The 12,698-nt window shown below is 51.4% G+C and carries 12 protein-coding genes; 4 read left to right on the forward strand and 8 right to left on the reverse strand.

The window, feature by feature from the left end:
• Positions 1-4: 4 nt before the first annotated feature.
• Complete coding sequence (locus tag FYJ24_RS08720) at positions 5-2,107, reverse strand: DNA gyrase/topoisomerase IV subunit B (RefSeq protein WP_318656610.1); 2,103 nt, start codon at positions 2,105-2,107, stop codon at positions 5-7.
• 173 nt (positions 2,108-2,280) lie between these two features.
• On the opposite strand from FYJ24_RS08720, the gene FYJ24_RS08725 reads away from it, so the two are divergent.
• On the forward strand, positions 2,281-2,493 hold the full coding sequence (locus FYJ24_RS08725; protein ID WP_154545560.1) for a DUF7455 domain-containing protein: 213 nt from the start codon (positions 2,281-2,283) through the stop codon (positions 2,491-2,493).
• 42 nt (positions 2,494-2,535) lie between these two features.
• On the opposite strand, the gene FYJ24_RS08730 is transcribed toward FYJ24_RS08725, so the two are convergent.
• Positions 2,536-3,897, reverse strand: a complete 1,362-nt coding sequence (locus FYJ24_RS08730; protein ID WP_404814711.1) for an RNA polymerase sigma factor — start codon at positions 3,895-3,897, stop codon at positions 2,536-2,538.
• Between the two features lie 137 nt (positions 3,898-4,034).
• On the opposite strand from FYJ24_RS08730, the gene FYJ24_RS08735 reads away from it, so the two are divergent.
• On the forward strand, positions 4,035-5,111 hold the full coding sequence (locus FYJ24_RS08735) for a polyprenyl synthetase family protein (protein ID WP_206192605.1): 1,077 nt from the start codon (positions 4,035-4,037) through the stop codon (positions 5,109-5,111).
• Here the strand turns inward: FYJ24_RS08735 and FYJ24_RS08740 are convergent.
• Positions 5,105-5,473, reverse strand: a complete 369-nt coding sequence (locus FYJ24_RS08740; protein ID WP_154545566.1) for an Rv2175c family DNA-binding protein — start codon at positions 5,471-5,473, stop codon at positions 5,105-5,107. The genes FYJ24_RS08735 and FYJ24_RS08740 overlap by 7 nt on opposite strands.
• Before the next feature lie 61 nt (positions 5,474-5,534).
• Between FYJ24_RS08740 and pknB the strand changes: the two genes are divergently transcribed.
• Positions 5,535-7,448, forward strand: coding sequence for a Stk1 family PASTA domain-containing Ser/Thr kinase (pknB, locus tag FYJ24_RS08745; protein ID WP_318656611.1), 1,914 nt, complete (start codon positions 5,535-5,537; stop codon positions 7,446-7,448).
• 44 nt (positions 7,449-7,492) lie between these two features.
• Here the strand turns inward: pknB and FYJ24_RS08750 are convergent, their stop codons facing one another.
• From FYJ24_RS08750 to FYJ24_RS08760, 3 genes are read right to left on the reverse strand one after another with little or no spacing between them, the layout of a single operon-like run.
• Positions 7,493-8,893 carry a class II 3-deoxy-7-phosphoheptulonate synthase gene (locus FYJ24_RS08750; RefSeq protein WP_404814712.1) on the reverse strand — a complete coding sequence of 467 codons (1,401 nt, stop codon included), beginning with the start codon at positions 8,891-8,893 and terminating at the stop codon, positions 7,493-7,495.
• 6 nt (positions 8,894-8,899) lie between these two features.
• Positions 8,900-10,126 carry a pyrophosphate--fructose-6-phosphate 1-phosphotransferase gene (locus tag FYJ24_RS08755; RefSeq protein ID WP_318656612.1) on the reverse strand — a complete coding sequence of 409 codons (1,227 nt, stop codon included), beginning with the start codon at positions 10,124-10,126 and terminating at the stop codon, positions 8,900-8,902.
• Positions 10,127-10,171: 45 nt separating this feature from the next.
• Positions 10,172-10,909, reverse strand: coding sequence for a lysophospholipid acyltransferase family protein (locus FYJ24_RS08760; RefSeq protein ID WP_318656613.1), 738 nt, complete (start codon positions 10,907-10,909; stop codon positions 10,172-10,174).
• Positions 10,910-10,988: 79 nt separating this feature from the next.
• Here FYJ24_RS08760 and FYJ24_RS08765 point away from each other — a divergent pair, with 79 nt between their 5' ends.
• Entirely contained in the window at positions 10,989-11,267 is a 279-nt protein-coding gene (locus tag FYJ24_RS08765) for an Lrp/AsnC family transcriptional regulator (protein ID WP_154545568.1), read from the forward strand.
• On the opposite strand, the gene trpD is transcribed toward FYJ24_RS08765, so the two are convergent.
• Both trpD and FYJ24_RS08775 read right to left on the reverse strand, forming a co-directional pair.
• Positions 11,264-12,301: an anthranilate phosphoribosyltransferase gene (gene trpD / locus FYJ24_RS08770; RefSeq protein WP_154545570.1), complete on the reverse strand. Its 1,038-nt coding sequence runs from the start codon at positions 12,299-12,301 to the stop codon at positions 11,264-11,266. The two genes, FYJ24_RS08765 and trpD, sit on opposite strands and share 4 nt — an antisense overlap.
• Positions 12,298-12,690: a response regulator transcription factor gene (locus tag FYJ24_RS08775; RefSeq protein WP_154545572.1), complete on the reverse strand. Its 393-nt coding sequence runs from the start codon at positions 12,688-12,690 to the stop codon at positions 12,298-12,300. The genes trpD and FYJ24_RS08775 overlap by 4 nt, the downstream gene beginning before the upstream one ends.
• Positions 12,691-12,698 lie beyond the last annotated feature (8 nt).

The raw sequence follows: 12,698 nt of genomic DNA on the forward strand, positions 1-12,698 counted from the left end.
CGAATCAGGCATCAATCTTCTCACGATCCAGCTCCGAAGCACCCTCAACAATGAAATCTCGCCGAGGGGCTACCACAGATCCCATGAGGAGTTCAAATGTTTCTTCAGCTTCCCTCAACGCGTATTCATCGGCAAGAGTCACGCGTCTAAGCGTACGACTATGAGGATCCATGGTTGTTTCTGCCAATTGATCAGCGTCCATTTCACCCAACCCTTTATATCTTTGGATCGGTTCCTTGTAATTTCGACCTTTCCTCTTGAGGTCGGCAAGGATGGTGTGCAGCTCTTCTTCTGAATATGTGTAGATTAGCTCTTTACCTTTCTTCCCACGCCCTGGAACCTCGATCCGATGTAATGGAGGAACAGCAGCATATACTCGTCCAGCTTCAACAAGTGGCCGCATATAGCGGAAAAAGAGCGTCAGTAAGAGTGTACGAATATGCGCCCCATCGACGTCAGCATCTGTCATCAAGATGACCTTGCCGTACCGAGCCATCGACAGGTCAAAGGTCCTACCTGACCCTGCACCTATGACTTGAATAATGCTGGCGCATTCTGCGTTAGAGAGCATATCTGCGGTGCTAGCTTTTTGAACATTGAGTATCTTTCCCCGAATGGGGAAAAGAGCCTGAAACTCACTGGAACGAGCCGCCTTCGCGGTACCAAGAGCAGAATCTCCCTCAACAATGAATAGTTCAGAGCTCTCCACTTCATTGGATCGGCAGTCAGACAATTTGGCAGGCAAGGTCGACGTTTCAAGAGCATTCTTACGTCGTGATATTTCTTTGTGAAGCCGCGCGCTCACTCGCGCCTTCATTTCACCAACGACTTTCTCAAGGACAATATGGCACTCTTGTTTATCCACGCGCTTGGACGACGAGAATTTTTCGTCCATCCAGGACGACACTACTTTGGAGACGATTGCCTTGACGGGAGCAGTTCCTAGTACCTCTTTTGTCTGCCCCTCAAACTGAGGTTCCGGGATACGTACAGTGACTACAGCCGTGAGGCCTGCGAGGGCATCGTCTCTCTCAACTCGGCCGTCTTTCGCAGTAACTTTGAGTTTGCGGGCCTGCTTCTCTACCTGCTTTCGTAAGACCTTAGTAAGAGCGAGTTCAAAACCTTGCACGTGCGTCCCGCCCTTAGGGGTCGCAATAATGTTCACGAATGAGCGCAGTTGTGTGTCGAACCCAGTACCCCAACGCAATGCAACCTCAACCTCGCAGGTACGTTCCACTTCCACCGGTCGAAGGTGGCCTTCGCCGTTGAGCTGTTGTACAACTTCCTGATAGGTGCCTGTTCCTTGAATATGCCATGTCTCCGACTGTGCCTTGTCTGGCGCTAAGAAATCGACGTAGTCAACCAGCCCTCCTTCGAAATGGAAGGTCTCGCTAACAGCCTCATCTCCACGTTCATCTCTTGCAATAATCGTCAGCCCGGGAACAAGGAACGCCGTCTGCCGGGCCCGGTCCGTCAATCCTGTCCAAGAAAATGTTTCTGAAGGAGGAAAAATTTGGAAATCATGCCAAAAACGAACTCGCGTGCCGGTTTTACCACGCTTAGCTTTTCCAACCACCTCAATCTCACGTGCATGAGTAAAAGGCGTAAATGGCGCATTGGGAGAAAGAGCTTTCGAATCGTCGAAGGCCCCTGGCTCTCCTCTACGAAACGCCATTGCGTAGGTCTTCCCGCCACGATCGACTTCAACATCGAGACGTGCTGAAAGGGCATTGACAACCGAAGCACCCACACCGTGTAGACCACCCGACGATGCATAGGAGTCTCCACCAAATTTTCCACCCGCGTGGAGCTTGGTGAATACCACTTCAACACCAGACAAACCTAAACCCGGAACTTCATCGACAGGAATACCACGCCCGTTGTCGCTCACAGAAACCGAGTGATCCGGGTGCAAGACGACCTCAATCGTGTCGCAGTGTCCCTCTAACGCCTCATCTACTGCGTTATCGATAATTTCCCACACGCAGTGCATGAGACCACGTCTATCCGTGGAGCCAATGTACATGCCTGGACGCTTGCGTACCGCTTCTAACCCCTCCAACACCGAAAGGTGTCGAGCGGAATATTCTGAGCTCTTTTCTGCCACGTGCCTATCCTATTTGCGATTTACTGGGTCCGGCGTCTCCCCCGCCTAGAACGGACCAAACCTTGGTATTCGGTGAGAAGACCCACGTCATATTCCCTCAACTCCATTGTGCCAATGGCGAATTACACCTCCAAAAGATGCGGCAACCGCACTACTAGTGATGTTATTGACTCATGGAAACAGCACCAATTCTCGACCGTCCTGTCGATCACCGCGAACTCATGGCCCTAGACCGTTGTGATTCCTGCGGTGCTCGCGCCTGGGTTCGCGCGGTTATTGGCCCCTCAGAACTCCTCTTTTGTGGCCATCATGCTGCTGTTCATTTAGACGCTCTTCGCTCAACAGCTGACTTTATCCAGGACGACCGCGACCAGATGCCCGCCTAAGCTGAATAGCCTGACAGGCATCGGAAGCAGTTGCACTCTTCTTTAGTCTAGATAATCTCGCAGCACTTGAGAACGCGATGGGTGACGCAGTTTCGACATTGTCTTGGATTCAATCTGACGTATACGCTCGCGAGTAACTCCGTATACTTTTCCGATCTCGTCGAGAGTCTTCGGCTGCCCGTCTCCTAGCCCAAAACGCATTGACACGACTCCAGCTTCACGTTCTGAAAGAGTGTCCAGCACCTGGTGAAGTTGCTCTTGCAGGAGTGTGAAAGATACAGCATCAGCCGGAACTACAGCTTCAGAGTCTTCGATCAGGTCACCGAACTCAGAGTCTCCATCTTCACCCAAAGGCGTATGCAAAGAAATTGGTTCACGACCGTACTTCTGAACTTCTACAACCTTCTCAGGCGTCATATCGAGTTCGACGGCCAGTTCTTCGGGGGTAGGTTCCCGTCCTAGATCCTGCATCATTTGTCGCTGAACGCGTGCTAGCTTGTTGATGACCTCCACCATGTGCACAGGAATACGAATTGTGCGTGCTTGGTCTGCCATAGCGCGAGTAATAGCCTGACGAATCCACCAGGTGGCATATGTAGAAAACTTATATCCCTTCGTGTAGTCGAATTTCTCGACCGCACGAATAAGACCCAAGTTTCCCTCTTGAATCAGGTCAAGGAATTGCATCCCGCGCCCCGTGTACCTCTTGGCCAACGATACGACCAAGCGAAGGTTAGCCTCCAGAAGGTGGTTTTTGGCATTCTGACCGTCCGCCGCCAAGAGAGTGAGTTCCCGGCGCTCTTTGGCCGGCATATTTGCGCCATCTTCTTTAAGTTTGTAATCAGCGTAAAGACCCGCTTCAATGCGCCGAGCTAAATCAACTTCCATCTCAGCATTGAGCAGCGGCACTTTGCCGATTTGCTTCAGATAGTCTTTTACTGGGTCAGCTGTTGCTCCGGCGACCGTAACTTGTTGAACAGGCTCATCCGCATCATCAGAATCAGAGACGACAAAACCCTTCTTCTTGACTACCTCAGCGACAATTTCCTTGTCCGCTTTTGGCCGCACATCTTCAGCCTCAGAGCTATCCTCATCTGAGTCGGACTCATTTGAATCATCATCCGAGACTTCGACTTCATCTTCTTCCACATCATCATCGATAAGCTCTAGATCATCGACTTTGATATCTTCATCTTCTTCTACGGTCACCTCGTCTGTAAGTACTTCTTCAATCTCACTGGCCTTTACTGGCTTTTTCTTGCCGTTTGCAGCACTTTTAGCGGTAGTCTTCTTACTGACAGTTTTACGTGCTGCGGGTTTCTTCGTAGCCGTTTTACTCTTGCTTCCAGAAGTGCCGGTCTTTTTTTTAGGAGCGGCAGATGAAGCCGTAGAATTCGCAGACAACAATGCGCCTTTCATTCGTCAGGGGATCACATAAGTCTGCTGTAATTATAATAACTTACCGTGCAAAACCATGCATCGAAAGACCTTAAAATGCAATGCGTAATCACTCACACTCTCGGTCCCGGTACCATGTGCCCATGAGTCAGATCTCCGACACGCTTGATCACGCTGCCACCATCATTGACACTACCCTGGCGCACATCCTCGAAGAAACACAGAAGTATTTCAGCGATATTGCAGGCTTTCCGGTCGAATTTCTCGACTCACTATATGCCAGTGTTAACGGCGGAAAACGCTTTCGTGCTCTTAGTGCTCTGGTAGGAGCGTCGGTCACAGTCGACGGAGATTTTGATCGAGCCATCAACGTAAAACACATGAGTCATCTCACAACCGCCTTAGAATTCTATCAGGCTGCGGCACTTATTCATGATGATGTTGTTGATCATTCACCCACGCGCCGCGGACGACCATCAGCACACCGGCTCTTTGCCCATGCCCACGATGACGAAGCGTGGTTGGGATCGAGTGATACGTTTGGCGAGAGCGGTGCCATATTGCTCGGAGACTTTCTTCTTGCATGCGCAGAACGCGAAATGACATATTGTCCTGCGAAGGTTGCAGAGCACTTCGCCTCAATGGCTGGAGAAGTGGCACTGGGACAGTACTTAGATTTACGCAGCGCGCAGCAAGAACCTCAAGGTGATAGCGAAGCCCTGGAGTTGGCCCACACTATTATTCGTCTGAAGTCAGCTCGGTATTCCGTCGCTCATCCGGTGAGTCTGGGAGCGCAGCTGGCCGGGGCACCAGACGAGACAGTCCAACAGCTTCTCAATGCCTTTGAGCCCATTGGCATTGCTTTCCAATTAAGAGACGACCATTTAGGAGTGTTCGGACAGCTGGGAGATACCGGCAAGCCATCCGGTGGAGATATCATCGAAAGAAAACGTACCGCACTACTGAGCCTCACTCTCGCTCATGCTCCAGACCACGTCAGCGACACGATTCGGTCAATCTACCGCCAAGATACCCTCAGCGCCGGTGACGTGGAGGCTGTCACTGAATTTGTCGACGCGTATGGACGCGATCCTCATGAAGTCCTTATTGAAAGGTTCTATGCACAAGGAATATCCGTCATTGAGAAGATGCACCTGCCAAGTCACGCCCGAAAGCTATGCGAGGAATTTGCTCACCTACTAGTGTGGAGAACTCAATAGCCCAGAGTTTGCGCTATACGATTCACGTGACGATGTTGCCCGCTACGTAAAGCATCAATTGGCTTCACGCCAAGTTCTGGCTCCAAAGAAAAAAGCCACTGCACAATTTCTTCAGATTCGAAACCACAATCACGCAACAGGATAATAGTTCCCTTCGCAGTGAGAAGAGGCTCATAGACATCTGCGTCTTCCTGAGACGGTTCAAGTAGCTGTTCAGGAATGACCAGTTGCCCACCTCGCCGCAACGTGACAATTGCTCCCTCTTTATCGAGTTGTTTAATTCGGGTACGAGGGACTCCCATACGCTCTGCAGCAACTTGCGCGGAGATAAAAACCAGCTCTGTGTCATTCATATTGCTCATGCCATCAAGAATACCTGCGCGCCTGCGATACTATCGCGTCTGAGACCTATAGAATGCCCACGTGACTGACTCTCCTGTACCCTCATCCCAGATGCGAGATCCTCTAGTGGGTCTCACTCTCGATGATCGTTATCATGTTCGTGCCCGATTGGCTCGTGGGGGTATGGCCAGCATCTATATAGCCCAGGACCAACGTTTGGAGCGCCTCGTTGCTCTCAAGGTCATGCACCCTCATCTTGCAGAGTCAGAACAGTTTGCTGCTCGCTTCAGACGTGAAGCACGATCAGCAGCCAAAATATCTCATCGAGGTGTCGTTCCTGTATGGGACCAAGGTAGCGCGGATGGACAGGCCTACCTCGTCATGGAATTGATTGATGGCCCAAACCTACGAACATACCTCATGGAAGAGGGGCCACTCACTGTTGAACAGGCTCTTGACTTTACATCGCAGATGCTTGAGGCCCTCAATGCCGCACACTCTGTCGGCGTGGTTCACAGAGACCTCAAGCCTGAAAATGTCCTTGTCGATAGCAACTATGTGTTAAAAGTTACTGACTTCGGTTTGACTCGGGCAATCTCAGATGCTTCGCTATCGTCCACTGGATCGATACTCGGCACTGTGAGTTATCTTGCTCCAGAAGTGGCATTGTCGGGTTCGTCTGACGAACGTACCGATGTCTACGCTATCGGTCTGATGCTCTACGAAATGCTTACAGGGACAGTGCCTTGGTTATCTGCGACGCCTCTACAAGCCGCGTATGCACGCGTTCATGAAGATATTCCGGCGCCATCCGATTTGGTGCCGTGGCTTCCTTCTTCAATCGACGAACTGGTGCAGACCTTCTGTGCAAGAAATCCCGATCAACGACCTGCCTTAGCATCAGAAGCGCTAGCCATGGTCCAAGCTGTAGAGAATAGCCTTCCTCCAGAAGTTCTTAGTAGACGCCATGACCAACCAATCGCAAATCCGTCACATAGTGACGGAACTCAAGCAGTTGGTGTTCTGGGAACGACGACACCTCTTCCAGTGAGTTCCCAGGTGATTCATACCTCCGGCTCAAGACCAGGAAACGCACCTACGAAGAAACGGGAACGTGCCCCACTCGTCATCCTCATCGCGGTTATCGTGTGTGCCACGCTAGCAGCTGGCACGTGGTGGTGGCTGCGATACGGGCCTGGTTCATACGTTGATGTCCCCCAGGTAGCGGGCCACACTGAAGTCAATGCTGAGGCTATCTTAGAAGAGGCTGGGTTCGAGGCAATTGTCGAGAGAGATTTTTCGGATGAGGTTCCAGCAGGAACGGTAATCAGTTCAACTCCCGAAGGAGGCTCTCGGGCACATAAGAATACTATCGTTACCCTTGTGGTCTCTGATGGTATACAAATGGTGACCGTTCCAAAAATCGTTGGAGAAACTCGAGATAAAGCAGAAACCCTCATACGCGAAGCAGGTCTGACACTTGGAAAAATCACCGAGGAATGGTCTGAAGATGTTCCTGCGGGCGTTGTAATTTCTGCTGTGCCTTCCCCAGAAGCCTCCGTCCGTCATGATGCAACTGTAGAGATAAAAGTGTCAAAGGGAAGAGAACCTATCGAGGTTCCCTCAGTGACTGGAATCGCAGCCGGGGAGGCGTCCGCAGCCATTGAAGAAGCTGGGTTGATTGCGTCATCAAGTGAGGCATATTCAGATGATATAGCTGAGGGGATAGTGATTTCACAAAGCCCCACGCCCGACGAGGGCCCTCTTCACCGAGGAGATACAGTCTCTTATGTGGTTTCGCTAGGGCCCGAACTCGTTGAGGTTCCCTTTGTCGCGGGGAAAACTCTTGCTGATGCCCAAAGCATCCTCGAAGCTGCAGGCTTCACGGTTGAGGTGAAGAGGATTACTAGTTTCTTTGATCTCGTAGGTGACCAATCACCTGCTTCGGGCGAAATGGTCGCTCGTGGTTCAACTATTACACTGACAGTGGTCTGAGGGGTTGCCTGGCTTTTCTCGGCAGCAACCCCCCAGCACTTATGCTATAGAGTTGAGCCTAATCCAAATTCGGGTGAATCCACCTCAAGGCTTGAACCGTGTGTAGGTTCTGCTATCGGATTTTGTTCCCGAGCCAGTTCAGCCACCTGGAAAGCTATCTCCAGTGACTGCTGGTGATTCAACCGAGGATCTACTAATGTCTCATATCGCAGTTCTAAACTCTGCGCATCGAGATGTTCAGCACCGCCCACAACTTCGGTCACATCAGCACCAGTAAGCTCGACATGGATTCCACCAGGAACCGTGCCCATGGAACGGTGAACATTAAAGAACCCCTCGACCTCTCGCATGATCGTGTCAAAGTCACGAGTCTTGTAGCCGTTTGGAGAGGAAATCGTATTGCCATGCATCGGATCGGACATCCAGGTCACAGGTCGGCCATCCGCAATAGCTGCCTCAACGAGTGGCGGGAGTCCACGTTCGATATTATCGGCGCCCATGCGAACCATAAATGTCAGGCGACCTTCTTCCCCTTGAGGATTAAGCCGCTCAATCAACCCTTTCACGTCTTCTTGCGTACTGTTCGGTCCCAGTTTGACGCCGATGGGGTTGCGCACATGGGACAGTAGTTCGACGTGAGCTTCATCCAAAGCACGAGTCCGTTCGCCAATCCATAAGAAATGTCCCGACGTGTCGTAGAGGTTCCCTGTCCGAGAATCAACGCGAGTCATTGCCTCTTCGTAGTCAAGCAATAGTGCTTCATGAGAGGAAAAAAGATCAACTTCGCGCAAAGACACAAAATCAGCGCCTGCTGCTTCCATAAATCGGACTGCCTGGTTAATTTCTGCAGCGAGGCTTTCATACCTAGCATAGGCAGGGTTAGAAATAAATCCGCGATTCCACTCATGAACTCGGCGAAGATCCGCGTAGCCGCCTTTGGTGAAAGCTCTAATCAGATTTAGAGACGCTGCTGATTTATGGTACATCTCCAGAAGGCGTGCAGGGTCATGTGCACGGTCTTCCGCAGTGAATTCGAAGCCGTTAACTGCGTCACCTAAATACGATGGCAAGGTAACACCATCACGTGTTTCAGTCGGTGAAGACCGGGGTTTTGCATATTGCCCTGCAATACGCCCGATCTTTACTACAGGAAGTGAACTTCCATAGGTAAGAACAACTGCCATTTGCAGAAGTGTCTGGATCTTCATGCGCAGCTGTGTTGCGGTTGATTCTGCAAAGGTTTCTGCGCAATCTCCGCCAACCAATACGAAAGCGTCACCTCTACCGGCGGCGCCCATCGCCTCTCGCAGAGAGTCCACTTCCCCAGCAAAAACTAGGGGTGGGCGTACTCTCAGTTCTGCGCGGACGTTCTCCAATGCCTCACGGTCGAGGTACTCTGGCTGATGTTTGGCAGGCAGAGTCCGCCATGATTCCCATTCATTCACGGTGATCTAGTGACCTGCCGGTTCTGCAGGGCTAAAGGGTTGACCGATCTGTTCCATCAGTTCGGAGAACCATGGAAGAGTAATATCGAAAGCTTTTCCACCTGCGATACGTGGGAACTCTATCGCGCGTAGACGATCTCCATCTTCCTCATCAGCACCTATTACACCGGACTCTCCACGGAGCGCACAGTCAACGGCCAAGTCCACCATGGACTGGATGAGGTGCAAATCATACTGATTGGCTTTCGCGGATCGCGCGAAATATCCCGACTTCTGGACCATCACTTTTTCTGCGCCCAGTTTTTCGGCGAATTGCTCACCAAACCAACGTCCCGGATTGATTTCATCGAGACGAACGTGACCAAAAGGATCGCGCTTAATCTCGACGCCTGCTGCCTCCATTTGCGCCAAAATTTCCGGAACTCCGGCGCCTTCAGACAAGAAGATATTGACGTTGCCCTGTTCATCCATGATTGCGCGAAGTCTCTCAGCTTCGGCATCAATATCAATCGCGATTTCAGGAAGGTAGAGGGCATGTGGCGACCAACGCTCTGCAGTCAGACCAAGGGAAGGAGCCCACTCCTGCTTTCCAACCCAGTCGACGTACTTACGAGTGGTTTCTGCCGCGAGCCATCCGCAGTGACGTCCCATGATCTCGTGAATGATGAGCATACGAGGGCCCGAACGATGCTCGCCGATAATATTCTGCGAGAAAAGCGATCCTTGCTCAGCAGCCGTATCAGCACCCAGTGACTGACGAATCGGAACTATGTCGTTGTCAATAGTCTTAGGCAGGCCAACAACTGTAAGCGGATAGTCGTTATCCGCCAAATATGCAGCCAAATCGGCCGCAGTCGTATTGGTATCGTCACCGCCGATCGTGTGTAAGACATCAACGCCATCCGTGCGTAACTGTTCTGCAGCGACCTCAAGGGGGTTCTGTCCCTCTTCTACAAGGCCTCGTTCTACGAGGTTTTTTGCGTTTGTCAGCTTTACTCGAGAGTTTCCAATAGGCGAACCTCCGTAGTTCAACAGTGTTAATGCACGTTGGCGAGCCTCTTCGTCAAACTTCACATAGTTTCCCGTAAGGAGACCATGGTAACCATGCTGGTAGCCAATGATTTCGATACTTGGATCGAGAGACGTATAGCGTTCAATCAATCCACCAACAGCTGCGGAGAGACATGGGGCAAAGCCCCCGGCAGTCAACAGGGCAACACGACGTACGCTCACAAGTAAGCCTTTCTCAATGATTTTACTGAACGAGTTGATTCAAGTTTACTCGGCTGGCGAAGCATTATGGCCCGTGTCCGGAACCGGACCATCGAACTCGCCTTCAGCAGCCAGCTGGGCCTTCACATCCGCGGCATATGCATCCACGTACTCTTGCCCCGAAAGCAACATAAGGTTATACATGATCTCATCGGTTATCGCCCGCAGAACGTAGCGATCTTTGGCCAAAGGACGGTACCGAGAAAAATCGAGGGGCTCACCGATAATCACCCCGATATTCGTCCGACTCGGTATTTTCTGTCCGATAGGTTGAGCGGCGTGGGTACCGATCATGGCCACGGGGATGACAGGAGCGCCAGATTCTAGTGCTAACCGTGCAACACCAGTCTTTCCTCGATATAGCCGCCCGTCAGGGCTACGTGTACCTTCTGGATAGATACCAAAAAGCTCACCCGAATTGAGACGATCGAGTCCTGCTTGAAGAGCTGCCATCGCTGCTTTACCGCCGGTGCGGTCGACAGGTATAGTCCCCACCGCACGCATAAAGTTCTTCGTTGCCCATCCTTTGGCGCCCTTGCCTGAAAAATAGTCAGCTTTACCCATAAAGACGACTTCGCGATCAATAAGCATCGGCAAGAAAACGGAATCCCAGACCGCATTGTGGTTGGAAGCCAAGATCGCTGGTCCTTCCGCGGGTATATTTTCTTTTCCCCTCACCCATGGCTTGTAGACCCCTTTAAGTACAGGTGATCCCATTGTCTTGAGGACTTTGTAGAATCCCACCGGACCTCCCTTAGTCAATTTGGCAGCTAGAATATTAGTGTACCTGCCTCGGCATCCTGCTCACAGTTATGCTTAGAACATGATTACAGCTATCGTCATGATCAATTGTGAAGTCGACTCTATTTCCGAAGCGGCCGTTGCTATCACCGAGATTCCCGGAGTGTCAAAAGTCTATTCAGTTACCGGGGATGTCGACCTTGTCGCGGTACTTGAGCTTGCAGATTACCAGGACCTGGCCCAGGTAGTAACTGATGGTATTGCAAAAGTCGCCGGTGTAGAGAAGATAGGAACACACTTGGCCTTTCGCACGTACTCTGCAGGTGAATTGGAACAGGCTTTTCAACTGGGTCTAGATTAGTTCTGAGTCACTGAAATCCAAGTGTCAAGTGCCGCTGTAGCTTTTCCGTCGGCTATGGCGGCTCTTGCAAGAGATACCGCCTCTTTCAAAGATTCTTCTAATGGCTTTGTGAGTGCCTCCGCTGAATAGGCAACCATCCCTGCAGCCGCGTTGAGGACTACAGCATCGGCGATTGGTCCGGTGCGACCTGAAAACACGTCTCTTGCCACTTGTGCATTGTCTTGAGGGGTTCCTCCGGCAAGATCCGATAGCGTCGCATGTGGTACGCCCAGTATGTTTGCCGGATCGATTATCTGGTGGTGGACTTCACCTTCATGCACCACCCATACCGCTGTGGGCTCAATGGTCGTAATTTCGTCAAGCCCACGTTCGACACCTCTGAATACGAGAGCACGGTTTCCTCTACGTGCGAACACCCCCGCCACGAGAGGAGCCAGGTCTTCCCTTGACACTCCAACAGCACTAGCTACTGGCTGAGCTGGATTTGTTAGCGGTCCCAAAACGTTAAAGATAGTCGGAAATCCTAAAGATTTTCGGACGCCCGCGGCATGGCGCATAGAGGGGTGAAAGTTATTGGCAAAGAGAAAAGCGATTTTCGTGTCGTTGAAAGATTCGGATAGCTGCTCTGGTGTCAGTTGTAGATTCACGCCGAGTGCTTCAAGTACGTCGGCAGAACCCGATGAAGACGTGGACGCTCGATTTCCGTGTTTAACTACGGGAACTCCGGTTGCTGCGATCACGATTGCAGCCATAGTGGAGATATTGACGGTATGAGCCTGATCTCCACCAGTACCAACGATGTCAACAACTTCAGTTGGCAGATTAACCCTACGGGCCCTCTCACGCATAGCATCCGCTAGGCCGTGAAGTTCATCGGTTGCTATGCCGCGCATAGCCAGCATGGATAGGAAACTAGCTAAGCGGATTTCCCCTAGCTCACCATCCATTATCTGGCCCATTAAACTGTGGGTCGCCGTGTAGTCGAGCTGATCGCCTGCGGCAAGACGCGGTGCCAGTTCCTCCCAGTTACTCATCTGAGACCGCGAATGACCCGTGCCAATGCTTCCTGGAGCTCTAACGGGTCAAGTGGATCGCCAACGATTTCGACGGCGCCAGCCCATTTAGCTAGCCAATTGTCTTGGGGGCGTGCAGTGAGAAGGACAACGGGCTGAGTCGCATCATGCTCATTTTGCAGTTCTTTAGCGACTGCCATTCCCCCAACTTTGTAGGATTCGGCATCGAGAACTAAGATCTCTGGTTTCTGTTCTTCAAAAACGATGACTGCGCCCTCAGCCGTTGCTGCCTCTAGCCAGGTAATAGGAGGAACATCTTTAGCCGGTCGTTTTCCTACACCTTCAATGACTGCGTTACGTCGATTGGCATCATCGCTGTAGAGCAACACACTGACAGTTTCTTCACTCATGTTTCACT

The organism is Scrofimicrobium canadense, assembly GCF_009696615.1.
GTDB lineage: Bacteria > Actinomycetota > Actinomycetes > Actinomycetales > Actinomycetaceae > Scrofimicrobium > Scrofimicrobium canadense.